Below are 22,914 nucleotides of genomic sequence, written 5' to 3'. Positions count from 1 at the left end.
GCGGCGCCGCCGGGAACGGTTCAGTCACGAATTTCCCGAACCCGCCTACCGCGGTGACCGCCCGCTGCCTAGACTTGCAGTACCCCGGGCGCTCCAGGCCGGGTCGGACAGTGCAGGGGAGGTACGGTGCCACTCTCGGAAGAGGAGCTCCGACTGCTCGAGCAGATGGAGCGCGCCCTCGTCGAAGAGGATCCCAAGCTCGCCTCGACCCTGCGCGGGACCGCGTTCCGCCGCTCCGCCCGCCGTCGCGCGATCATCGCCGGCGTCTGCTTCGTCCTCGGGGTCGTCGTGCTGATGACCGGCGCCGTCGCTCGCATCACGCCGGTCGGCATCATCGGCTTCGTCATCATGCTGGCCTCGGCCACCGTCGCCCTGACCGCGCTCCGCGGCCGCCAGGCGCACGGCCCGGACCCGCGGGCCGCCCACCCCAGCCACGGCTTCACCGTCATCGACGGCGGCCGCACGGGTCGCTCCGGCCGCAGCCGGCGCAACCGCCGCAGCTCCGGCAGCTTCATGGAGCGGGTCGAGGAGCGGTGGCGCCGCCGCCGCACCGACGGCGGCTTCTAGCCGGACCTGCTCGACGAGTCGGCCGACGCATCGGTGCGTCCGGTCTGCTGCGGGTCTGCTGCGGGTCTGCTGCCGGTCTGCTGCCGGTTCACCATGGTCTGCAGGTGAACCAGCACATCCCACGGCGTGCTCACCGTGGGAGGTGCCGGTCCAGCACCATCCCATGGTGAACCTGTGACGGATCGCCCGGGGCGCGCGCCCGGGACCGATCGCCCGGGCGCACCCCGGGCGCACCCCGGGCCGCTGACCAGGTCCGCTAGGACGCGTGGTCGACCACGCCGCCGTACCGTGCCTCGACCGTGGTCGGCGCGACCCGGGGACGCCGGCGGGCGGCCCTCAGCACCGAGCGGGGCCACCAGGCGGCCCGGCGACGGGCGGAGCGCACCGCGCCGCCGAGGAGCGAGGCGACCAGGATCTCGGTGTCGGTGCGGACCCGTTCCGGGTCCGACCCTGCCTCGCCGGGGCGGGCGTAGCGCAGCAGCTCGAGGGCGTGCACCAGGCGGTCGAGCGCGGCGACCGCGGCGGGAGCGACCATCGGGCCGTGCGCCGGCCGGTCGCCGGTCTGCGGCCCGAGCGGCACGCCGAGGTGGTCGACCAGGGCGTTGCGGGTGGCCCGGGGCGAGCGTCGCTCCGGCCACGGGACGCCGAGGTCGAGCGCGGTGTCGCGCAGCTCGGCCCACGCCGCCTCCGGCTCTCCGGTGGCGAGCCGGCGGTCCCGCCGACGGCGACGCACCACCCGCGGCGTCAGCAGGGCGAGCGCCACCAGGCACAGGCCGACCAGGGCGCCGCCCAGCGGCCACCAGGGCCCGCTGCCGTCGTTCACCGGGGCGGCCGCGCCGGTCGAGTCCGGGCGCTCCTCGGTGGGTCGGTTGCTCGGCAGGAGCGAGGAGCGCGCGCCGCTGGGCTCCGAGGGGTTCGTGGGCTGCAGGTCGGGGGTGTTGGTGAGGACGGTGTAGTCGGGCACGTCCTCGGCGCGGTCGGAGGGCGTCGGCTCGAACCTGACCCAGCCGGCGCCGTCGAAGTAGAGCTCGGGCCAGGCGTGCATGTCGTCGGAGCTGTAGACCCACGTGTCCGGGCCGGCGGGCTGCGGGTGCAGGAAGCCGATCGCGACGCGGGCCGGGATGCCCAGGACCCGGGCCATCACGGCCATCGACGCGGCGAACTGCTCGCAGTAGCCGGTCCGGCCGCCGGGGGCGTCGGTCAGGAAGTCGACGAGCGCGTCGTAGCCGCTGCCCTCCGCGGTGTCGAGGGAGTACTCGAAGCCGCCGTCCTCGCGGAACCAGTCCTGGAGCGCGACCGCCTTGTCGAAACGGGTCGTCGCGTCCTTGGTCACGTCGACCGCGAGCTCGCGCACGATCTCGGGGAGGTCGGCGGGCACGTCGGTGAAGACCTCGCTGACGTCCCCGGCCGACGTGCCGGCGTTCTCGAGGCGGGCGCTGGTCAGGTCGAGGTCGAGCGCGCTCATCGTGTAGTGCAGGTTCGACGTCGTCAGGTCGTCGGGGACCGCGAGGAAGTCCATCGTCTGGGTGTCGTAGCGCCAGTCGCCCTCGGCGTCGATCCGGCTGATCGGGGACTGGGTCGGGAGCCAGGTGGAGCTGAACGCCGGCAGGATGGTGACGTCGTAGGGGACCTCGTGGCGCCCGACGGCGGCGGCCACCCCGTCCAGCGGCGGCATCGTGCCGTTGGCCCGCTGGTCCGCGGGCACGTCGCGGTTGCCGGGGCTCCACTCGACGTCGCTGAACCGGGTGAGCGTCAGGATCCGGAAGTACGACGGGTCGGGGTCGGTCGTCGTGATCTGCACCAGCGGGGTGTCGTCGCCACGCTTGAGGTCGCGCACCAGGTCGGCGGTCGGGTTGTCGACCGTGATCTCGTCGCCACCGCCGCCGCCGGGTCCGAAGTCGAAGAGGTGCACGCCCGCCGTGGGGACCAGGGCCGGCAGGAAGATCGCCAGCGCCGTGGCGACGCCGCCGACGGTGCCGGCGGTGCTGCGGACCACGTGGGTGCCGGCGCCGAAGGCGATCGGGTCTCCCGTCTCGCGGTCGATCCCGATCGGGCGCCCCCAGCGCGCCACGTGGTCGCTCTCCTGGAGGAACAGCATGGTGAGGAAGCCGGCCGCGGTCGCCGCGAAGACCCACCAGCTGATCGAGTCGCCGACCATGCCGATCGGGATGCTGTAGATCGCCAGCAGCGGCAGACCGGCGAGCGGCACCCGCCGCAGCGTGCACGCAAGGAGGTCGACCAGCAGCAGGCACAGCAGGCCGCACAGGATGAGGAGCGGGTCGACCGACGGCGCGCTGTCGGGCACCGGCGCGGCGTACCCCTGGGCGCTGTCCAGGGAGCCGGAGAGCGCCTGGCGCAGCTCGGTCCAGCCGTCGCCGACCGGGAGCGGGGAGCCGGTGATGAGCAGCATCGCGACGACCCCGGACGCGACGACCTCGGACAGCACGACCAGCCCGGTCGGCACCCGCCACCAGCGCAGGGTCGCGCCGGTGCCGGCCACCACGATCGCCAGCAGGAAGAGGGGGTTCAGGAACCCGCCGGGCGTCTCGGTGAAGCCCCGCCAGGAGTACATCGCGATCCACACGGTGGCCGCGGCGACGGCCGGGAGGCCGACGGCGGTCCCGGCGCTGCCGCGGCTGCGGGTCGACGGGCGGATCACCCGACCACCTCCTGCCGGGGGTGGCCGACCGCGCGCGAGCTCTGCGCGCTCGAGTGACCGAGCTCCTGCCAGACCGCGTCGAGACGGTCCCGCGGTCCGAGCACGGCCGAGCGCCAGCCCTGCTGGGCCAGGGCACGCGTCGCACCGCTGCCGGCGGCCGCCCCCGCCCAGGCCTCGGTGTCGAGCGCGATGGCGAGTGCCGACCCTGCGTGGTGCTGCATCCGGCGGATCACCGGGAGGTCGCGGGAGTCGACGTCGCCGAACACCGCGACGGTCAGCCCGCCGTGGCCGCCCTCGGCGAGCCAGCCGGTGTCGAGGTGGGCCTGTCGGGCGGACTGCACGACCGCCAGCGCCTCGAGCAGGGGGCCGGTGTTCAGCTCCGCCCCGCGCACGTGCCACGCACTGCTGGGGTCCTCGCCGGTCGCCAGGACCAGACGGACGGCGAAGCCGCGGTGGGTCAGGTGCACCGCGATGGACGCCGCGGCCGACACCGCCGCCTCGAGCGAGGACGCGATCCCGTGCCCGCGGTGCGACTGGGCGCGGTTGTCGAGGAAGAGCGTCGCCCGCGACTGCCAGGGCTGCTCCTCGCGGCGGACCATCAGCTCGCCGACCCGGGCCGAGCTGCGCCAGTGCACGCGGCGCAGCTCGTCGCCGCGGCGGTACTCGCGCACGGTCACGTCCTCGGCGCTGCCGGTCGCGAACGCACGTGGCCGGTTGTCGCCCGAGCCGGTCCAGGCGCCGCCCAGGGGGATCTGGGGGAGCACGACGGTGCGGGGGGTGACGGTCAGCGGCACCGTGGTGCGGAAGGCCCGGCCGAGCTCGACCAGCCCGAAGGGGTCGGTGACGCGCACCGACATCGGACCGATCTCGAAGCGCCCGCGCACGTCCGACCGGACCTGGTAGGACACCGTCTGCTTCCAGCCGGCGCCGATGCCCTCGAGCACGAACCGGGGCCGGGTGCCGAGGACGTAGGGCACCTGGTCCTCGAGCAGCAGCACGCCGTTGGGCGTCCGGCCCTCGTTGGTCAGCGACAGGGTGACCCGGGCCGGCTGGCCGGCCGCGACCAGCTGCGGGGTGACGGTGCGGACCAGGGCCAACCGGTAGCGGTTGCGGCCGACGACCCAGGCCGTGATCAGGGGGAGCGCGACCACGAGCACCCCCACCCGGGCCAGCGCCGTCTGGTCGAGCACGATCGCGCACACCAGGGCGGTGACGCCCGCAGCCAGGAACGCCCGTCCGCGGACGGTCATCCCGGCGAGCGCCTCCCTCACGTCAGGCTCACGGCTGGGGGACCGGGACGCCGGCGAGGACGGCGTCCAGGATGGCGCCGGTGGAGCGGCCGCTCATCGCCGCCTCGACGCTCGGCAGCAGCCGGTGGGCGAGCACCGGCCGGGCGAGCCGGAGCACGTCGTCGGGGAGCACGTAGTCACGGCCGTCCATGGCGGCGACCGCCTTGGCCGCGCGGAGCAGGTGCAGCGAGGCCCGCGGCGAGGCGCCGAGCGTGAGCTCGTCGGAGCGGCGGGTCGCGGAGGTGATGGCCACCGTGTAGCGCTGGACGTCGGCGGAGACGTGCACCTGGCCGACGATCCCGATCAGCTTGCGCACCTCGGCCGCGTCGGTGACCGGCTCGAGGTCGTCGAGCGGGTTGGCGCCGGTGTGCGACGTCAGCATCGCCATCTCGGCGGCCTCGACGGGGTAGCCGACCGACACACGAGCCATGAACCGATCGCGCTGCGCCTCGGGGAGGGCGTAGGTGCCCTCCATCTCGATCGGGTTCTGGGTCGCGATCACCATGAACGGCTGCTCGAGCTGGTAGGTCGCGTTGTCGACGGTGACCTGACGCTCCTCCATGCACTCCAGGAGCGCCGACTGCGTCTTCGGCGAGGCGCGGTTGATCTCGTCGCCCACCACGATGTTGGCGAACACGCCGCCGGGCCGGAACTCGAACTCGCGGGTGTTCTGGTTGAACACCGACACCCCGGTCACGTCGGACGGCAGCAGGTCGGGCGTGAACTGGATCCGCCGCACCGAGCAGTCGATGCTGCGGGCCAGCGCCTTGCTCAGCATCGTCTTGCCCACGCCGGGGACGTCCTCGATCAGGAGGTGGCCCTCGGCCAGCAGCACTGCCAGCGCGGAGTTGACGACGTCGGGCTTGCCCTCGATGACGCGCTCGACGTTCGAGCGCACCCGGCCGACGACCCGCGCCAGCGTGTGGAGGTCCGCCCCGCCCGTCGCTCCTCCGGTCGCGCTGTCTGACTCTGTGACCACTGCCGTCCCTTCCCCGAATGCCGTCGCGTGATCCGCACCACGTCGGTCTCCCACCGTAGTCGTGCCGCAGAAACCTACGTGCCCGAACCGTCGCTGCGTTCGACTCCCCGGGTCACGAATTGGTTGCAGTCGTCGGCCGGGCTGGTTCCCCACCATCCGCCCCACCGTGCCCCACCTCCTGCTCCACCACGCCCCACCCGCGCGCCCCTGGTGCTGCTGCACGCGGCGTGACCTGCGCAAACGCGCGGTCCTCCCGGTCTGAGCGAGATCGGTCGGACGGGGCAATCGGGCGCTGCGACACGCGTGGAATGGTTGACGGTGGGGGAAAGTGGCGTAGAGTGGGGCGCAGTGGAGGAAGGGTGAGGGGTGGAGGTGCTCGATGTTCTTCATGGGCACGTACACACCGAAGCTCGACGACAAGGGGCGGCTCTTCCTCCCGGCGAAGTTCAGGGACCGACTCGCGGAGGGGCTCGTGGTGACACAAGGTCAGGAGAACTGCCTGGTCGCGTGGCCGCGGGACGTCTTCATGGAGGAGGCCCGACGGGCCCAGGCGACGCCGCTGACGGTGCGGGGGGCGCGTGACTACGCCCGCATCCTGTTCGCCGGCGCCGACGAGGGCTCGCTCGACAAGCAGGGCCGGATCGGCATCCCGGCCTCGCTGCGCGAGTACGCCGGCCTCGACCGGGACGTGGTCGTGATCGGCGTCATGGACCGCATCGAGATCTGGAACCCCGACCGGTGGCGCGAGTACAGCAGCGACGCCCAGGCCAAGTTCGCCGAGCTCGACGAGCAGCCGAACCCGCAGCAGGGCTGAGCAGGACCAGCAGCACCCCGCAGGACCGCACCACACCCACAACACGACAGCGATCCGCAGGACGAGGTCTCGTGCCCGCTCCCGCGCCTTCTGGGACACCTTCCCCGGCCCCAGACGGCACCGCACGTCTGGGGCACCTTCCCCGGTTCCAGACGGCACTTCCCGCCGGAGCGGGCAGGGACCTGGTCAGGCGGATCGCAGCAGCACTCCCAGCAGCACTCCCAGCAGCACCTTCAGGACATGCAGCACCCGGCAGCACCAGGCACCACACCAGCAGACATCGAGGGTCGAGGGTCGAATGAGCATCGTGCACGCGGCGGTCCCGCCGCTCCGGACGGAGGTCCGGGCCGTGGAGGAGGCTCCGGTCGTGCGCCGGGTCCGCCACCAGGCGCGCGACGCCGCCACCCTGATGGCCTTCTCCGCCGCCACCTCGGTCGGGGTGGCGGCGGTCTTCCTGCTCCTCGCAGTCGTGGCGCGTCAGGCCTGAGGATGAGCAGCCCCTCCCACGTCCCGGTGCTCCTCGACCGGGTCGTCGCCCTCCTCGCGCCCGCGGTCGGCCGCGACGGTGCGGTCCTGGTGGACGCGACGCTCGGCCTCGGCGGCCACAGCGAGGCCGTCCTCACCCGCTTCGAGACCCTGCGGGTCGTCGGCATCGACCGCGACCCCGAGGCGCTCGCCCTGGCCACCGACCGGCTGGCGCCGTTCGGGGACCGCTTCACCCCGGTGCACGCGGTCTACGACGAGCTCCTCGACGTCCTGCGGGACCTCGGCATCGGCCCGGTCGCCGGGGTCCTCTTCGACCTCGGCGTCTCCTCGATGCAGCTCGACGTCCGCGAGCGCGGCTTCGCCTACGCCGAGGACGCGCCGCTGGACATGCGCATGGACGGCAGCACCGGGATCACGGCCGCCGACGTGCTCAACACCTACGACGCCGCCGCGCTGACGCGGGTGCTGCGGGAGTACGGCGAGGAGCGGTTCGCGCGCAAGATCGCGGCCGCCGTCGTGCGGGAGCGCGAGCGGGAGCCGTTCTCGACCTCGGGCCGGCTCGTCGAGCTCCTCTACGCCGAGATCCCGGCGCCGGCCCGGCGCACCGGTGGCCACCCCGCCAAGCGCACCTTCCAGGCGCTCCGCATGGAGGTCAACGACGAGCTCGCGGTCCTCCGCCGCGCGATCCCGGCCGCGATCGAGGCCGTGGACGTCGGTGGCCGGGTGGTCGTGGAGTCCTACCACTCCCTCGAGGACCGGCTGGTGAAGCAGGCGTTCGTCGCCGCGACCCGGCTCGACGTCCCCGAGGACCTGCCGTTCATCCCGGAGGGCCACGAGCCGGCCCTCCGTCTGGTCACCCGGGGCGCCGAGAAGGCGACCCCGGAGGAGATCTCGCAGAACCCGCGCGCCTCCTCCGTCCGGCTGCGAGCGATCGAGCGTGTCACCCAGGGAGGGGTCGCAGCATGAGCAGTACGGTCGCCCAGGTCCGGAGCCGGATGCCGCGGATCGCCGAGGTCGCCGTCGAGCGCGCCCGGCTCACGGTCGTCCCGCGCCGGCGCACCCGCGCCACCCGGATGCCGTTCGTGGCCCTGGTGTCGATCGTGCTGCTCGGAGGTGTCGTCGGGCTGCTGCTGTTCAACACCTCGATGCAGCAGGCGTCGTTCGCGGCGACCGCGCTGCAGCAGCAGGCCGACACGCTGGCCGCCCGCCAGCAGAGCCTCGAGATGGACCTCGACGCGCTGCGCGACCCCCAGCGGATCGCGGCTCGGGCCCAGAAGCTCGGCATGGTGCAGTCCGGCAACCCCGCGTTCCTCGAGCTCGGCACCGGCAAGGTCGTCGGCGAGCCGTCGGTCGGCACCGCGGCCACGCCGTTCCGGATCTGGCAGCTCCCGCCGCCGAAGCCGGCCGCGATCAACCCGGCACCCCACGTCGTGACGGTGCCCGCGCCGGAGACCGACGGCGGCTCGTCCGGCAGCTCATCCGGCAACTCGTCGGGCGACACGGGCCGGAGCGGCGGCGGAAACCACGGCCACCGGGATATGAAGAACCGGTAGCCCCACGCGTCCCACTGGCCCCAGACGAGAAGCGAGCACCGAGTGCGCCAGCCCCGGCCTCCACGCGGCTCCCGCCGCGGCACCCCGCAGCTGCGGCTGCGGGTCGGCTTCGTGGTCATCGCGATGGTGCTGTCGGTCTTCGGCGCACGGCTGGTCCAGCTCCAGGGCCTCGACCCCAACTCCTACGCCGCGATGGCGGCCGCCGAGGGGCTGGTCCGGGTCGAGCTGCCGGCCGAGCGCGGTGACATCCTCGACCGCAACGGCAACGCGCTCGCGGACTCCGTCGACGGGATGATGGTCGTCGCCGACCCCGAGCTCACCGCGGCCAAGGCCCCGCAGCTGGCGCGCTTCCTCTACCACCGCCTCGACATCGACTACGCGAGCACGCTGACCAAGCTGCGCGCCGACGGGAGCCGGTTCGAGTACATCGCCCGCCGGGTCCCGTCGACGGTCGCGACCGCGGTCGTCACGGACGCGCTGAAGCGCGGCTTCGAGGGGCTCGACACCCGCCGGGACCCGCTGCGCGACTACCCGTACGGCGACGTCGCGGCCAACCTGGTCGGCTTCATGGGCACCGACGAGCCGCTCGCCGGCATGGAGCGCACCTTCGACCGCCTGCTGTCCGGCACCGACGGCTCCGCCCGCTACCAGGTCGGCGGCGGCAACCGGATCCCGCTGGGCGAGAGCACCATCACCGAGCCCGTCGACGGCCAGGACCTCCGGACCACGATCGACGCGCAGCTGCAGTGGTACACCCAGCGGGTGCTGCGCCAGGCCGTCGAGGACGCCGGCGGCGACTCCGGCTTCGCCGTCGTCATGGACAGCCACACCGGTGAGCTGCTAGCGCTCGCCGACGACCCGACCTACGACGCCAACGACCCGACGGACGCGCCCAAGGACGACCTCGGCTCGCGGGCGATGCAGAACGTCTACGAGCCGGGCTCGGTCGAGAAGGTGCTGACGGTCAGCTCGCTGCTGGACCTCGGGCTCGTGACGCCGCGCACCCGGATCGTCGTCCCTCCCGAGCTGGACCGCGAGGACCGCCCGATCCACGACTGGTTCACGCACGGCACCATCCACCTGACGATGACCGGCGCGATCGCGCAGTCCTCGAACATCGCCACCGTCCTGGCCGCCGACCGGTTCAAGCGCGGGCAGCTCTACGACTACCTCCGCAGGTTCGGGCTCGGCCAGCCCACCGACATCGGGGTGCGCGGCGAGACCCAGGGCCTGCTGCCGGCGCTCTCCCAGTGGACCCACCAGACCCAGGACCGCATCGCCTTCGGCCAGTCGATCTCGGTCAACGGCGTGCAGATGGCCGCCGCCATCAACACCATCGCCAACGGCGGCGTCCGCGTCTCGCCGAGCCTGGTGCAGGGCCACGCGACCACCGACGACGGCACGGTCGTCGGCACCGACGAGACGACCGAGCGCCGGGTGGTGAGCACCCGGGCCGCCAAGCAGATGACGGCGATGATGGAGCGGGTCGTCGACCCCGACGCCGGCGTCGCGCCCTACGCCCAGGTGCCCGGCTACGTCGTCGCCGGCAAGACCGGCACGGCGCAGGCCGTGGGCGAGGGCTGCGGCTGCTACGACGGCACCTTCGACGTCTCGTTCGCCGGGTTCGCCCCCGCCGACGACCCGCGGTTCACCGTCTACGTCGTGGTCAGGAACCCGAGCAACGGCGGCGGCGGTGGCTCGGTCGGCGGCCCGGCGTTCGCGAAGATCATGAGCTACGCGCTCAAGCGCTACGCCATCCCGCCGACCGGCGCCGAGCCCTCGCGACTCCCGACGGAGTGGTGAGGGCCGTGCCCCGATAGGTTCACGTGGTGCGCGACTCCACCAGGCCCGAGCATCCGTCCCGGACCCCGCTCGCGACCCTCGCCGCGTGGCTCGGCGCGGAGGTCCGCGGACCCGTCGACGGGGTCGAGGTGACCGGCGTCTCCCTGGCCTCCCAGCGGGTCCGGCCCGGTGACCTGTACGCCGCGGTGCCCGGCGCGAAGGTGCACGGGATCGACTTCCTGGCGGCCGCCGTCGAGGCCGGCGCCGTCGGCGTGCTGACCGACCCGGCGGGCGCGGAGCGGGCCGGCGGGGACCTGCCGCTGCTCGTCGTCGACCGGCCCCGCGCGGTGCTCGGCGGGCTGGCGGCGCGGGTCTACGGCGAGCCGGCGCGGGCGATGCGCATGGTCGGCGTGACGGGGACCCAGGGCAAGACCACGACCACCCGGCTGCTCGAGGGCGGGCTGGAGCGCGTCGGCGTCCCTGCCGCCGTCGTCGGCACCATCGGGACCCGGGTGCGGGGCGAGGACGTGCGCACCGCGCTGACCACACCCGAGGCCCCCGACCTGCACGGGCTGTTCGCGGTGATGCGGGAGCGCGGGGTCGAGGTGTGCGCGATGGAGGTCTCCAGCCACGCCCTGGTCCTCGGGCGCGTCGACGGGGTCGTCTTCGACGTCGCGGTCTTCCTCAACCTCGGCCGTGACCACCTCGACTTCCACACCGACCTCGAGGACTACTACCGCGCCAAGGCCGCCCTGTTCACCCCCGAGCGGGCCCGGTCGGCGCTCGTCAACGCCGACGACGAGCACGGCCGCCGGCTGGCCGGCGAGGCCGTGGTGCCGGTCCGCACGTTCTCGGCGAGCGGGGCCGACGCCGACTGGCGGGCCGTGGACGTCGACGTGCGCGCCGACGGCTCGTCGTTCACGGTGGTCGCGCCGGACGGCAGCAGGATCGCCGCCGCCTGCCCCCTGCCCGGGGCGTTCAACGTCGTCAACACCCTGGCCGCCGTCGCGGCGGCCGGCGAGGCGGGCCTCGACCCGGTCCGGGTGGCGTCGGGCGTCGCCGCTGCGGCCGGCGTGCCCGGGCGCCTGGAGCGCGTCGACGCCGGCCAGGACTTCGTCGTGGTCGTCGACTACGCCCACAAGCCCGACGCGGTCGAGGCCGCCATCGGGGCGCTCCGGCCCCTGACCGACGGCCGGGTGATCGTGGTGCTCGGCGCAGGTGGGGAGCGGGACCCCGGCAAGCGCCCGATCATGGCCGGCGTCGCCGCGGAGCTCGCCGACCTGCTCATCGTCACCGACGACAACCCGCGCACCGAGGACCCGGCAGCGATCCGGGCCGCGATGCTGGCCGGGGTCGGGGCGGGCGAGGTCCTCGAGATCGGCGACCGGCGCGCGGCGATCCGCGAGGCCGTCCGCCGGGCGGGTCCGGGCGACATCGTGCTGATCGCCGGCAAGGGCCACGAGACCGGCCAGGAGGTGCGGGGTGTGGTGCACCCCTTCGACGACCGTGAGGTCGCACGGGAGGAGCTGGCGTGCTTGAGCTGAGCCTGGCCGAGATCGCGGAGGCGGTCGGAGGCAGCGTCGACCCCGCGGTCGCCGACGTCGTGGTGAGCGAGGCCCCGTTCGTCGACAGTCGCCTCGCCCTGCCCGGCGGGCTGTTCGTCGCCGTGGTGGGGGAGCGGGTCGACGGCCACCGCTACGCCGCCGGCATGCACGCGGTCCTGGGCAGCCGTCCGACCGAGGCGCCCACCGTCGTGGTCGACGACCCCGTCGTCGCCCTGGGCCGCCTGGCCCGGTACGTCGTCGACCGGCTCGACGTGGTCGTGCTGGCGCTGACCGGCTCCCAGGGGAAGACCGGCACCAAGGACTACCTCGCCCAGGTGCTCGCCACGGCCGGGCCGACCGTCGCCACGGCCGGCAACCACAACAACGAGATCGGCGTCCCCCTCACCGTGCTGCGCGCCGACCGCCGGACCCGCTACCTCGTCGTCGAGATGGGAGCGCGTGGGATCGGCCACATCTCCTACCTGTGCGAGATCGCCCCGCCGCAGGTCGCGGCCGTGCTCAACGTCGGCACCGCCCACGTCGGGGAGTTCGGCTCCCGCGAGGCGATCGCGATCGCCAAGGGCGAGATCGTCGAGTCGCTGCCGGCGGACGGCACCGCGGTCCTCAACGCCGGTGACGACCTGGTCGCGCCGATGCGGTCGCGGACGCGGGCCCGGGTGCTGACCTTCGGGGTCGACCGCGAGGCCGACGTCCAGGCGCGGGACGTCGAGGTCGACGACCAGGTGCGCCCGTCCTTCGGCCTCGGGCACGCCGGGGAGTGGCGACCGGTCCGGCTCCAGCAGTCCGGCCTGCACCAGGTCGAGAACGCCGCCGCGGCGGCCGCGATGGCGCTGGCGGTCGGCCTGCCCCTCGAGCAGGTCGCCGACGCCCTCGGGTCCGCGGCGAGCGCCTCGCCGATGCGGATGGAGATCCACGAGCGGGCCGACGGCCTGGTCGTCATCAACGACGCCTACAACGCCAACCCTGCGTCCACGGCCGCCGCGCTGCACACGCTGTGGGCGATGGGGCAGCGCCAGGGGCGTCGTACCGTCGCCGTGCTCGGCGAGATGCGGGAGCTCGGCGAGACCGCCCGAGCCGGGCACCAGGAGGTGGGCGAGGTCGCGGCCACGCTCGGCATCGACGTGGTCGTCGTGGTCGGTCCCGAGGCGGCGGCGATCGCGGACGGATTCGGTCCGCAGGCGGTCGTCACGGCGGGGCGTGACGAGGCGGTGGCGTGGGTTCGGCAGAATGTCGCCGCGGAGGACGTCGTCCTCGTCAAGGCGTCGAACGGCGGCGCCCTGTGGGTCGTTGCCGACGCGCTGCTCGAGCAGCCCGAGACGAAGGGAGACCGGACCGCGCCATGAGAGCCATCCTGCTCGGCGGCGGCCTCGCCCTGATCATCTCGCTGCTCGGCACCCGGGTCGCGATCACCCTGTTCACCCAGTGGGGCTACGGCCAGGAGATCCGCGACGACGGCCCGACCAGCCACCACACCAAGCGCGGCACGCCCACGATGGGTGGGGTCGTGATCATCCTCGCGACCGTGATCGGCTACTTCGGCGCGAAGCTCATCACCCAGGACATGCCCAGCGCCTCGTCGCTGCTGCTGCTCTTCCTCTTCGTCGGCACCGGCCTCGTCGGCTTCCTCGACGACTTCATCAAGATCTCCAAGCAGCGCAGCCTGGGGCTGCGCAGCAAGGCGAAGATGATCGGCCTGACGATCGTCGCCGTGGTCTTCGGGATCCTGTCGCTGTCGCCGTGGCTCGAGGACGACCGGGGGCAGACGCCGGCCTCGAAGCACATCTCGTTCATCCGCGACATCGGCTGGATCACGCTGCCGACCATCGTCGTGCTGCTGCTGATCTGGCTGATCGTCGCCGCGACCACGAACGGCGTGAACCTCACCGACGGCCTGGACGGGCTCGCGTCCGGCGCCAGCGTGATGGTGTTCGGCGCCTACATGCTCATCAACATCTGGCAGAACAACCAGTGGTGCGGCCAGTCCGGGCTCGACCAGCCCAACCTCTGCTACGAGGTGCGGGACCCGCTCGACCTCGCGGTCGTCGCCGCCGCGATCACCGGGGCGTGCTTCGGCTTCCTGTGGTGGAACGCCTCGCCGGCCGCGATCTTCATGGGCGACACCGGGTCGCTGGCCCTCGGTGGCGCCCTCGCCGGCCTGGCGATCCTCACCCGCACCGAGCTCCTCCTGATCATCCTCGGCGGGCTCTTCGTCCTCGAGACGGTCTCGGTGATGCTCCAGGTCGCGACCTTCAAGGTCACCAAGAGGCTGACCGGCACCGGGAGGCGGGTCTTCCGCATCGCACCGATCCACCACCACTTCGAGATGCTCGGGTGGGAGCAGGTCACGGTGACGATCCGGTTCTGGATCATCACCGGCATCTGCGTCGCGGCCGGGCTCGGCGTCTTCTACGCCGAGTGGGTGGCCGGTACCGGCATCTGATGGGAGCCCGATGAACCCGCAGCACCTCGGGCGCCACGACTCCTGGGAGGGTGTGCGCGCCGTCGTCGCCGGCTTCGGTGTCTCCGGTTTCGCGGCGGCCGACAACCTCAACCACCTCGGCGCGCGCGTGGTCGTCCTCGACGAGTCCGACGCCGGCGACCGGCCGGCGAAGGCGGAGTTGCTCGAGGTCCTGGGTGCCGACGTGCGCCTCGGTGCCGGGGCGACCGCGACCCTGCCCGAGGACGTCGACCTGGTCGTCACCTCGCCGGGCTGGCGACCGGACGCGCCGCTGCTCGCCCAGGCCCGCGCGCGCGGCGTGCCGGTCTGGGGCGAGGTCGAGCTGGCGTGGCGGCTGCGCGACCCCGACCACCGGACCCCCTGGCTGTGCGTCACCGGCACCAACGGCAAGACGACGACCGTGCAGATGCTCGACTCCGTCCTGCGCGCCGCCGGGCTGCGCAGCATCGCCGCCGGCAACGTCGGGCTGCCGATCGTCGAGGCCGTCATGGACCCCGAGCCGTACGACGTCCTCGCCGTCGAGCTCTCCAGCTTCCAGCTCCACTACACGGACTCGATGAGCGCGGAGTCGGCCGCGGTCCTCAACATCGCCGAGGACCACCTCGACTGGTACTCCTCGATGCGCGACTACGCGGCCGACAAGGGCCGGATCTACGAGCGCGTGCAACGGGCCTGCGTCTACAACGTCGCCGACCCCGAGACCGAGCGGCTGGTCCGCGAGGCGGACGTCGTCGAGGGCGCGCGGGCGGTCGGGTTCACCCTCGGGATGCCGGCCGTCGGCATGCTCGGCGTGGTCGAGGACATCCTCGCCGACCGGGCCTTCATCGAGCAGCGCGAGTCCAGCGCCGCCGAGCTGTGCACGCTCGCCGACCTCGCACCGGACTCGCCGGGCGGGCCCGCGCCGCACGTCGTGGAGAACGCGCTGGCCGCCGCTGCCCTGGCGCGTGCCCACGGCGTCTCCCAGGCGGCGGTCCGCGAGGGGCTGCGCTCCTTCCGTCCCGACGGGCACCGCATCGCCGTCGTGGGGGAGCGCGACGGCGTGACCTGGGTCGACGACTCCAAGGCCACCAACCCGCACGCCGCGCAGTCGTCGCTGCGCGCCTACGACCCCGTCGTGTGGGTGGCCGGCGGGCTGGCGAAGGGGGCGGAGTTCGACGACCTGGTGCGTGCGGTGCGGAGCCGGCTCCGGGGCGTCGTCCTGCTCGGCCGGGACCGCGACGTGATCGCCGCGGCCCTTTCGCGACACGCGCCCGATGTTCCGGTGATCGTGGTCGACGGCGACGAGACTGGAGCCGTAGACGGTGGACATGCCATGGAGCGCGCCGTGGGGGCCGCAGCCGAGTTGGCTCGACCCGGCGACACGGTCCTGCTGGCCCCGGGGTGTGCCTCCATGGACATGTTCACCAACTACGCCGAGCGCGGTGACGCGTTCGCCGCCGCCGTACGACGCAGGCTCTAGACACCACGTTCTCGAGGAGGGACGCGATGACCACCGCCGATCCCCTCGACCCGGTGGCCACGCGGCGTCGCTCGTCCGTGCGCGGGTGGTACGCCGCGGCGCGGGCGGCCCTGGACCGGCCGCTGACGGCCTACTACCTCCTCCTCGGCGCGTCGGGCCTGCTCCTCACGATCGGCCTGGTGATGGTGCTGAGCGCGTCGAGCGTCTACTCCTACGAGCACAACGACCACAACTCCTACGCCGTCGTCACCCGGCAGCTGATGTGGGTCGCGATCGGCATCCCCTGCGCGTTCGTCGCCTCCCGGCTGCCGCTGGGCGCGGTGCGCCGGTTCGCGTGGCCCGCGCTGCTGGTCGCCATCGTGCTGCTCGCACTGGTGCGGGTCCCCGGCCTCGGGCGCGAGGTCAACGGCAACACCAACTGGCTCGGTGTCGGCCCGATCGTCGTCCAGCCGGCCGAGATCGCCAAGCTCGCGATCGTGCTGTGGGCCGCGCACATCTACGCCCGCAAGGACAAGCGCCTCGACAGCTTCCACGAGGTGTTCATGCCGGTCGTGCCCGGCATCCTCGCCGTGATCCTCCTCGTCGTGGTCGGCCACGACCTCGGCACCGCGCTCGTGCTGTTCGCGATCCTGCTCGCCATGCTCTGGGTGGTCGGCGCCCCGGCCCGGCTGTTCACGATCTCCCTGACCGTGATCGGCGCCGTCGCACTCTGGCTCGCCTCCACCAGCCCGGAGCGCCGGCAGCGGCTGACCAACTTCGCCGACCCGTTCAAGGACTTCCACAACGCCGGCTGGCAACCCGCCCACGGCCTGTTCGCACTCTCGCACGGCGGGATCTTCGGGCAGGGCATCGGCGCGAGTCAGCAGAAGTGGGGCAACCTCCCCGAGGCGCACACCGACTTCATCTTCGCGGTGCTCGGCGAGGAGCTCGGCCTGGTCGGCACCTTGCTGGTGATCGCGCTGTTCCTCACGATCGCCTACGCCGCCGTCCGCGTCGCCACGCACACCCAGGACCCGTTCGTCCGCTACATGACCTTCGGGATCGTGGTCTGGCTGCTCGGCCAGATGATCATCAACGTCGGCATGGTGCTCGCCCTGCTGCCGGTCATCGGCATCCCACTCCCGCTGGTCTCCTACGGCGGCTCGGCGCTGGTGCCGTCGCTGGTGGCGCTCGGCCTGCTGGTCGGGTTCGCGCGCCGCGAGCCCGAGGCCGCCCGCGCCCTGGCGCAGCGGAAGAAGGCCCGGTCCGCCGGGCTCTCCGCCGGTCGCGTCTCCTAGTCTTGCCCGCGATGCGTGTCCTTCTCGCCGGCGGCGGTACCGCCGGCCACACCTCGCCCCTGCTCGCCACCGCCGACGCCCTGCGCCGCCTGGACCCCGACGTCGAGATCACCTGCCTGGGCACCCCGCGGGGCCTGGAGAACAAGGTGGTCCCCGAAGCCGGCTACCCGCTCGAGCTGGTGCCACCGGTGCCGTTGCCGCGTCGGCCCGGTGTCGACCTGCTCAAGGTGCCGACCCGGCTCCGCGTCGCGGTCCGGGCGACGCACGCCGTCCTCGACCGGGTGCAGCCCGACGTGGTCGTCGGCTACGGCGGCTACGTGTCGGTGCCGGCGTACCTCGCGGCGCGCAAGCGGCGCCTGCCGCTGGTCGTGCACGAGCAGAACGCGGTGCCCGGCGTGGCGAACAAGCTGGGCGCGCGGTTCGCCCAGCGCGTCGCCGTGAGCTTCCCCGAGACCCCGCTGCGGCACGCGGAGTACGTCGGCCTGCCGATCCGGCCGATGATCTCCGGCCTGGACCGCGCGGCGCTGCGCGCGGAGGGCCGGGCGTTCTTCGGCCTCGACCCGGACCGGCCCACGCTCCTGGTCACCGGCGGGTCGCAGGGCGCCCGCCGGCTCAACCAGGCGGTCTCCGGCGCGGCCGGTGCGTTGGCGCGGGCCGGGGTGCAGGTGCTGCACGCGCAGGGCAAGCACGGCGGGGCCGACCCGGCGCCGAGCCGTCCGGCCGGCACCGACGTGCCGTACGTCGTCGTCGAGTACATCGACCGGATGGACCTCGCCTACGCCGCCGCCGACCTCGTGGTCTGCCGCGCCGGCGCCAACAGCGTGACGGAGGCCGCCGCGGTCGGGCTGCCGGCGGTGTTCGTGCCGCTGCCGATCGGCAACGGCGAGCAGGTGCGGAACGCCGCACCGGTCGTCGAGGCCGGGGGCGCGCTCCTGGTCGAGGACGCCGCGGTCACCTCCGACTGGGTCGCGGCCACCGTGCCACCACTGGCGGCCGACGCCACCCGGCTGGCCACCATGGGCGCTGCCGCCGCGGCGCTGATCCCGCGCGACGCCGACGAGAAGCTGGCCCGGATCGTCCTCGAGGCGGCGGCTGGATGAAGGTCCCCGTCCCCGACCAGGTCCTGCCCGCCGACCGGCTCGGCCGGGTCCACTTCGTCGGCATCGGTGGTGCCGGCCTCTCCGGCATCGCCCGGATCATGCTGGCCCGCGGGATCACCGTCAGCGGCAGCGACGGCGCCGACTCACCGACCCTCGACGCCCTGCGCGTCCTCGGTGCGCGGGTGGACCTGGGCCACGACGCCGCCCACGTCGCCGACGCCGACACGGTGGTGGTGTCGACGGCCGTCCGCGAGGACAACCCGGAGTACGCCGAGGCGGTCCGCCGCGGCCTGCGGGTGCTGCCCCGCTCGGCCGCGCTGGCCGCGGTGATGGCCGGGCGCCGGGTCGTCGCCGTCGCGGGCACCCACGGCAAGACGACCACGACCTCGCTGCTCACGGTCGCCCTGCAGGCGGCGGGTGCCGACCCGGCGTACGCCATCGGCGGCGACCTCGCCGCGACCGGCGTGAACGCGGCCGACGGCACCGGCGAGGTCTTCGTCGCCGAGGCCGACGAGAGCGACGGCGCCTTCCTCCACTACGCGCCGTACGCCGCGGTCGTGACGAACGTCGAGGCCGACCACCTCGACAACTGGGGCACCGAGGAGGCCTACCGCGCGGCGTTCGACGAGTTCGTCGACACCCTCGACCCGGACGGGTTCCTGGTCTGCGTCGCCGACGACCCGGGAGCCGCGGCGCTGGCCGACCGGGCCCGGGTGGCCGGCCGGCGGGTGGTGACGGTGTCCGCGCGCGAGCCCGGGGCGCTCGCCGACGTCCGGCTCTGGTCGCCGGGGGAGCACTACCTCGCCGACGCGCTCGCGGCGCTCGCCGCCGGCACCGAGCTCGGGTACGACGTCGACGCGCTCGTGAGCGGCATCGCGTCGTACACCGGCACCAAGCGGCGCATGGAGCGCAAGGGCGAGGTCGGGGGCGTGCGCGTCTACGACAGCTACGCGCACCACCCCACGGAGATCGCCGGCGACCTGGCCGCTGCCCGCGCGATGGCGGGGGAGGGGCGGGTCGTGGTGGCCTTCCAGCCGCACCTGGTCTCGCGGACCCGGGTCTTCGGCACCCGGATGGGCGAGGCGCTCGGCGCGGCCGACGAGGTCGTCGTCCTCGACGTCTACCTGGCCCGGGAGGACGCCGACCCGGAGGTGACCGGCGCGCTGGTCGCCGGCGCGGTGCCGCTGCCCGCCGACCGGGTCGCCTTCGTGCCCGACTTCGACGCGGTGGCCGCCGAGCTGGTGGCCCGTGCCGAGCCGGGCGACGTGGTGCTCACCCTCGGTGCGGGGACGGTCACCGAGATCGGTCCCCGGGTCCTGGAGCTGCTGGCCCGATGACCCACACGGACGTCCAGGACACCACCGAGCGCACCCGCAAGCGGTTCGCGCGCCGGCAGTGGGCCCGCCGGTGGCTGGCCTGGAAGCCGGTCGTCGGCGTCGTGCTCCTGGTCGTGCTCGCGGGTGTCCTGGTCTGGCTGGTGTTCTTCTCCTCCTACCTCGCGGTCCAGGGCGTCGACGTGCGCGGCGTCTCCCAGCTCCAGGCGAGCCAGGTGCGGTCCGCCGCCGCGGTGCCCGAGGGCCAGGCGCTGGCCCGGGTCGACCTCGACCGGATCCGCACCCGGGTCGAGGCGCTGGCGCCGGTCCGGTCGGCCGACGTCTCCCGCGAGTGGCCGGACCAGGTGCGCATCGACGTCACCGAGCGGGTCCCGGTCGCCGTCGTCTCGATCGCGGGGAAGCTCAAGGGCATGGACGACGAGGGCGTGGTGTTCCGCGACTACGCCAAGGCCCCGCCCGGCCTGCCGCGCGTGGAGACCGGCACCGACACCGGCAGCGACGCGCTGCGCGAGGCCGCCCTGGTCGTCGGGGCCCTGCCGACCGACCTGGCCGCGACGGTCGACCACGTCCAGGTCGACACCGTCGACCAGATCACCCTGGTGCTCCGCGACGAGCGCACCGTGCGGTGGGGGAGCTCCGACGAGTCCGACCTCAAGGCCGAGGTGCTCGCGAAGCTCATCGCCGCCCGCAAGGCGCAGTACTACGACGTGTCCGTCCCCAGCCAGCCCACCACGCGCTGACCCCTCGGTGTCTCGGTGGCTGCCGTGGTGCTGCGACGGACGGCCCCCCAGGACCGCACGCACGCAGGACACGCGGCGTGTCGCCGACGATCGCGGGCGAGCGCTGCCTACTGTCGTGACCACGGCGAGGTTGACATAACTATAACCCTCAGGTTGAGGGTCAGAGTTGTCGACAGGCCGAGCCGACTTCCCCGGCATGGATCAGCAGGCGGACATCCGTAGACCACACGAGCAGCGAAGGGCGAGAGCCGTGGCAGCAGCGCAGAACTACCTGGCCATCATCAAGGTCGTGGGCATCGGAGGCGGGGGTGTCAACGCCGTCAACCGGATGATCGAGGTCGGGTTGAAGGGCGTGGAGTTCATCGCCATCAACACCGACGCCCAGGCCCTTCTCATGAGCGACGCCGACGTCAAGCTCGACATCGGCCGCGAGCTCACCCGCGGCCTCGGCGCCGGGGCGAACCCGGACGTCGGCGAGCAGGCCGCCGAGGACCACTCCGACGAGATCGAGGAGGTCATCAAGGGCGCCGACATGGTGTTCGTGACGGCCGGCGAGGGCGGTGGCACCGGCACCGGCGGCGCCCCGGTCGTGGCGCGCATCGCGCGCAGCCTCGGCGCCCTCACGATCGGTGTCGTGACCCGGCCGTTCGCCTTCGAGGGCCGGCGCCGCGCCAACTCCGCGGAGGAGGGCATCGCCGCCCTGCGCGAGGAGGTCGACACCCTCATCGTGATCCCCAACGACCGGCTGCTCTCGATCAGCGACCGCAGCGTCTCGGTGCTCGATGCGTTCAAGCAGGCCGACCAGGTGCTCCTCCAGGGCGTCTCGGGCATCACCGACCTGATCACCACCCCGGGCCTGATCAACCTCGACTTCGCGGACGTGAAGTCGGTGATGTCGAACGCCGGGTCCGCCCTGATGGGGATCGGCTCGGCGCGCGGCGAGGACCGCTCGGTGGCGGCCGCGGAGATGGCGGTCTCCAGCCCGCTGCTCGAGGCCAGCATCGACGGCGCGCACGGCGTGCTGCTCTCGATCGCCGGCGGCTCGGACCTCGGCCTGTTCGAGATCAACGAGGCCGCCGCGCTCGTCGCCGAGGCGGTGCACCCCGAGGCCAACATCATCTTCGGCGCCACCATCGACGACGCCCTCGGTGACGAGGTGCGGGTGACGGTCATCGCCGCCGGCTTCGACGGTGGCCAGCCCAAGCGTCGCGACGAGGGCACCGTCCTGCGTCGCGAGCCGCGCGCCCAGCAGGCGCCGGCCGAGGCGAAGGCCCCGGCGCCCACGGCGAGCGCTCCTGCCGAGAGTAAGGAGAGGGAGAAGGAGAAGGTCGGCACCGCTCCCCAGGTCGTCGCGCCGCGCCCGGTCCCGCGCCAGGTGCAGTTCGACGACGACGAGCTGGACGTGCCCGACTTCCTCAAGTGACCTTCCTCGTCCGCCACACCGTGCCGGTCGACGCCGGCACGGTGTCGGTCGCGTTCACCGACCGACGCCTCGACCTCGGTGACCTCGCGCCCGACGACGAGCGCGCCGCCGCCCTGCGCGAGATCGCGGGCGCGACCGGTGCGACGCCGTACCTCATGCACCAGGTGCACGGGGTGGAGGTGCACGTCGTCCCCGACCCGGACGACCCGTTCCCCGACGCCGACGCGCTGGTGACCCAGGAGGCGGGGGTCGCGCTGCTGGCCCGGGCCGCGGACTGCGTGCCGGTGCTGCTCGCGGCCGACACCGGGACCGTGGGTGCCGTGCACGCCGGCCGCGAGGGGGTACGCCGCGGCGTGGTGGGCGCCGCGGTCGGCCGGATGCGCGAGCTGGGCGCCGACGGCATCCACGGGTGGGTGGGCCCGCACATCTGCGGCCGCTGCTACGAGGTGCCCGAGGAGATGCGGGACGAGGTCGCCGCGGCCGTGCCGGCGACGAGCGCGACGACGAGCTGGGGCACGCCCGCCCTCGACCTCGGCGCGGGCGTCCTGGCCCAGCTGGCCGAGGCCGGGGTCGGGGCCACCGAGGTCGGCGGCTGCACCCGCGAGGACGGCCGCCTGCACTCGCACCGACGTGACGGCACCGCAGCCGGACGGATGGCCGGCGTCGTGTGGAGGACGGCATGACCACCCCGGACGCCGGCGGGCGCCGCGACGAGATCGTCACCGGGCTGGCGACCGTGCGCGACCGGATCGCGTCGGCCTGCGCCGACGTCGGTCGCGACCCGGCGGAGGTCACCCTGGTCGTCGTCACCAAGTTCTTCCCGGCCTCCGACGTCCGGGTGCTGGCCGACCTCGGCGTCACCCACGTCGGGGAGAACCGGCACCAGGAGGCGGAGGCGAAGGCGGCGGAGTGTGCCGACCTCGGCCTCACCTGGCACTTCATCGGCGGCCTGCAGAGCAACAAGGCGGCGGCCGTCGCGGCGTACGCCGACGTCGTCGAGTCCGTCGACCGCGCGAAGCTCGTCGCGCCGCTGGACCGGGGGGCGCACGCCCGCGACCACGTCGTCGACGTCCTGCTCCAGGTCAGCCTGGACCCGCCCGGGCGCGAGGGTCGCTCCGGCGCCGCTCCCGAGGACCTGGCGGGCCTGGCGGCCGCGGTCGACGCCGCCGGCATGCTCCGGCTGCGCGGCCTGATGGCCGTCGCGCCGCTCGGTGCGGACCCCCGGCCGGCCTTCGAGCGGCTGGCCGCGATCCGGGCCGAGCACCTCGTCGACCACCCCGACGCGACCTGGCTCTCGGCCGGCATGAGCGGGGACCTGGAGCACGCCGTCCGGGTCGGCGCGACACACGTGCGCGTCGGGTCCGCGGTCCTCGGTTCGAGGCCACAGGTCAAGTAATGTCCCAACCACCAACCCTTTTCCGGAGGACAC

The 22,914-nt window shown here is 73.7% G+C and carries 20 protein-coding genes; 17 read left to right on the top strand and 3 right to left on the bottom strand.

Going from position 1 to position 22,914, the window contains the following annotated elements:
• Positions 1–126 precede the first annotated feature (126 nt).
• Complete coding sequence (locus tag ACILQ5_RS15250) at positions 127–567, top strand: DUF3040 domain-containing protein (RefSeq protein WP_395658874.1); 441 nt, start codon at positions 127–129, stop codon at positions 565–567.
• Positions 568–823: 256 nt separating this feature from the next.
• On the opposite strand, the gene ACILQ5_RS15245 is transcribed toward ACILQ5_RS15250, so the two are convergent.
• The 3 genes from ACILQ5_RS15245 to ACILQ5_RS15235 are packed head-to-tail and all read right to left on the bottom strand — an operon-like array spanning position 824 to position 5,494.
• The gene (locus ACILQ5_RS15245) at positions 824–3,226 is read right to left on the bottom strand and encodes a transglutaminaseTgpA domain-containing protein (protein WP_395658873.1); all 2,403 of its coding nucleotides are present in this window, start codon (positions 3,224–3,226) and stop codon (positions 824–826) included.
• Entirely contained in the window at positions 3,223–4,497 is a 1,275-nt protein-coding gene (locus tag ACILQ5_RS15240) for a DUF58 domain-containing protein (protein ID WP_395658872.1), read from the bottom strand. Before ACILQ5_RS15240 ends, ACILQ5_RS15245 begins: the two co-directional genes overlap by 4 nt.
• Before the next feature lie 7 nt (positions 4,498–4,504).
• Complete coding sequence (locus ACILQ5_RS15235) at positions 4,505–5,494, bottom strand: AAA family ATPase (protein ID WP_395658871.1); 990 nt, start codon at positions 5,492–5,494, stop codon at positions 4,505–4,507.
• Between the two features lie 379 nt (positions 5,495–5,873).
• Here ACILQ5_RS15235 and mraZ point away from each other — a divergent pair, with 379 nt between their 5' ends.
• The 16 genes from mraZ (at position 5,874) to ACILQ5_RS15155 (ending at position 22,881) form a co-directional block, all read left to right on the top strand.
• The gene (gene mraZ / locus ACILQ5_RS15230; protein WP_395658870.1) at positions 5,874–6,308 is read left to right on the top strand and encodes a division/cell wall cluster transcriptional repressor MraZ; all 435 of its coding nucleotides are present in this window, start codon (positions 5,874–5,876) and stop codon (positions 6,306–6,308) included.
• A gap of 298 nt (positions 6,309–6,606) precedes the next feature.
• Positions 6,607–6,795 (top strand): hypothetical protein, encoded by a 189-nt coding sequence (locus ACILQ5_RS15225; protein ID WP_395658869.1) that lies wholly within the window; start codon positions 6,607–6,609, stop codon positions 6,793–6,795.
• A gap of 2 nt (positions 6,796–6,797) precedes the next feature.
• Positions 6,798–7,760 carry a 16S rRNA (cytosine(1402)-N(4))-methyltransferase RsmH gene (gene rsmH / locus ACILQ5_RS15220; protein ID WP_395658868.1) on the top strand — a complete coding sequence of 321 codons (963 nt, stop codon included), beginning with the start codon at positions 6,798–6,800 and terminating at the stop codon, positions 7,758–7,760.
• Positions 7,757–8,347: a hypothetical protein gene (locus ACILQ5_RS15215; protein ID WP_395658867.1), complete on the top strand. Its 591-nt coding sequence runs from the start codon at positions 7,757–7,759 to the stop codon at positions 8,345–8,347. The genes rsmH and ACILQ5_RS15215 overlap by 4 nt, the downstream gene beginning before the upstream one ends.
• A 42-nt stretch (positions 8,348–8,389) precedes the next feature.
• Complete coding sequence (locus tag ACILQ5_RS15210; RefSeq protein WP_395658866.1) at positions 8,390–10,150, top strand: peptidoglycan D,D-transpeptidase FtsI family protein; 1,761 nt, start codon at positions 8,390–8,392, stop codon at positions 10,148–10,150.
• A gap of 23 nt (positions 10,151–10,173) precedes the next feature.
• Positions 10,174–11,673, top strand: a complete 1,500-nt coding sequence (locus ACILQ5_RS15205) for a UDP-N-acetylmuramoyl-L-alanyl-D-glutamate--2,6-diaminopimelate ligase (RefSeq protein ID WP_395658865.1) — start codon at positions 10,174–10,176, stop codon at positions 11,671–11,673.
• Complete coding sequence (gene murF / locus ACILQ5_RS15200; RefSeq protein WP_395658864.1) at positions 11,661–13,037, top strand: UDP-N-acetylmuramoyl-tripeptide--D-alanyl-D-alanine ligase; 1,377 nt, start codon at positions 11,661–11,663, stop codon at positions 13,035–13,037. Before ACILQ5_RS15205 ends, murF begins: the two co-directional genes overlap by 13 nt.
• Entirely contained in the window at positions 13,034–14,134 is a 1,101-nt protein-coding gene (mraY, locus tag ACILQ5_RS15195) for a phospho-N-acetylmuramoyl-pentapeptide-transferase (RefSeq protein WP_395658863.1), read from the top strand. Before murF ends, mraY begins: the two co-directional genes overlap by 4 nt.
• 10 nt (positions 14,135–14,144) lie before the next feature.
• Positions 14,145–15,611 (top strand): UDP-N-acetylmuramoyl-L-alanine--D-glutamate ligase, encoded by a 1,467-nt coding sequence (gene murD / locus ACILQ5_RS15190; protein ID WP_395658862.1) that lies wholly within the window; start codon positions 14,145–14,147, stop codon positions 15,609–15,611.
• A gap of 26 nt (positions 15,612–15,637) precedes the next feature.
• Complete coding sequence (gene ftsW / locus ACILQ5_RS15185; RefSeq protein WP_395658861.1) at positions 15,638–16,888, top strand: putative lipid II flippase FtsW; 1,251 nt, start codon at positions 15,638–15,640, stop codon at positions 16,886–16,888.
• An 11-nt stretch (positions 16,889–16,899) separates the two neighbouring features.
• Positions 16,900–17,988, top strand: coding sequence for an undecaprenyldiphospho-muramoylpentapeptide beta-N-acetylglucosaminyltransferase (gene murG / locus ACILQ5_RS15180; RefSeq protein ID WP_395658860.1), 1,089 nt, complete (start codon positions 16,900–16,902; stop codon positions 17,986–17,988).
• The gene (gene murC, locus ACILQ5_RS15175) at positions 17,985–19,325 is read left to right on the top strand and encodes a UDP-N-acetylmuramate--L-alanine ligase (RefSeq protein WP_395658859.1); all 1,341 of its coding nucleotides are present in this window, start codon (positions 17,985–17,987) and stop codon (positions 19,323–19,325) included. Before murG ends, murC begins: the two co-directional genes overlap by 4 nt.
• Positions 19,322–20,062: a cell division protein FtsQ/DivIB gene (locus tag ACILQ5_RS15170; RefSeq protein ID WP_395658858.1), complete on the top strand. Its 741-nt coding sequence runs from the start codon at positions 19,322–19,324 to the stop codon at positions 20,060–20,062. Before murC ends, ACILQ5_RS15170 begins: the two co-directional genes overlap by 4 nt.
• 250 nt (positions 20,063–20,312) lie before the next feature.
• A complete protein-coding gene (gene ftsZ / locus ACILQ5_RS15165) occupies positions 20,313–21,485 on the top strand; it encodes a cell division protein FtsZ (protein ID WP_395658857.1) in 1,173 nt (390 codons plus the stop codon).
• The gene (locus ACILQ5_RS15160; protein ID WP_395658856.1) at positions 21,482–22,168 is read left to right on the top strand and encodes a polyphenol oxidase family protein; all 687 of its coding nucleotides are present in this window, start codon (positions 21,482–21,484) and stop codon (positions 22,166–22,168) included. Before ftsZ ends, ACILQ5_RS15160 begins: the two co-directional genes overlap by 4 nt.
• Positions 22,165–22,881 (top strand): YggS family pyridoxal phosphate-dependent enzyme, encoded by a 717-nt coding sequence (locus ACILQ5_RS15155; protein WP_395658855.1) that lies wholly within the window; start codon positions 22,165–22,167, stop codon positions 22,879–22,881. Before ACILQ5_RS15160 ends, ACILQ5_RS15155 begins: the two co-directional genes overlap by 4 nt.
• Positions 22,882–22,914 lie beyond the last annotated feature (33 nt).

The organism is Nocardioides sp., from assembly GCF_044226305.1.
Taxonomy (GTDB): domain Bacteria; phylum Actinomycetota; class Actinomycetes; order Propionibacteriales; family Nocardioidaceae; genus Nocardioides.
The sequence above is the reverse complement of the archived record's forward strand: the minus strand, read 5'-3'. Positions and strand labels throughout refer to the sequence as shown.

What these genes read in the sequence shown, in the direction of transcription:
- ACILQ5_RS15225 (WP_395658869.1), top strand. Translation starts at nt 6,607, where the DNA reads ATGAGCATCGTGCACGCGGCGGTCCCGCCGCTCCGGACGGAGGTCCGG.
- murG (WP_395658860.1), top strand. Translation starts at nt 16,900, where the DNA reads ATGCGTGTCCTTCTCGCCGGCGGCGGTACCGCCGGCCACACCTCGCCC.
- ACILQ5_RS15155 (WP_395658855.1), top strand. Translation starts at nt 22,165, where the DNA reads ATGACCACCCCGGACGCCGGCGGGCGCCGCGACGAGATCGTCACCGGG.
- murC (WP_395658859.1), top strand. Translation starts at nt 17,985, where the DNA reads ATGAAGGTCCCCGTCCCCGACCAGGTCCTGCCCGCCGACCGGCTCGGC.
- murD (WP_395658862.1), top strand. Translation starts at nt 14,145, where the DNA reads ATGAACCCGCAGCACCTCGGGCGCCACGACTCCTGGGAGGGTGTGCGC.
- mraY (WP_395658863.1), top strand. Translation starts at nt 13,034, where the DNA reads ATGAGAGCCATCCTGCTCGGCGGCGGCCTCGCCCTGATCATCTCGCTG.
- rsmH (WP_395658868.1), top strand. Translation starts at nt 6,798, where the DNA reads ATGAGCAGCCCCTCCCACGTCCCGGTGCTCCTCGACCGGGTCGTCGCC.
- ACILQ5_RS15215 (WP_395658867.1), top strand. Translation starts at nt 7,757, where the DNA reads ATGAGCAGTACGGTCGCCCAGGTCCGGAGCCGGATGCCGCGGATCGCC.
- ftsW (WP_395658861.1), top strand. Translation starts at nt 15,638, where the DNA reads ATGACCACCGCCGATCCCCTCGACCCGGTGGCCACGCGGCGTCGCTCG.
- ACILQ5_RS15170 (WP_395658858.1), top strand. Translation starts at nt 19,322, where the DNA reads ATGACCCACACGGACGTCCAGGACACCACCGAGCGCACCCGCAAGCGG.
- mraZ (WP_395658870.1), top strand. Translation starts at nt 5,874, where the DNA reads ATGTTCTTCATGGGCACGTACACACCGAAGCTCGACGACAAGGGGCGG.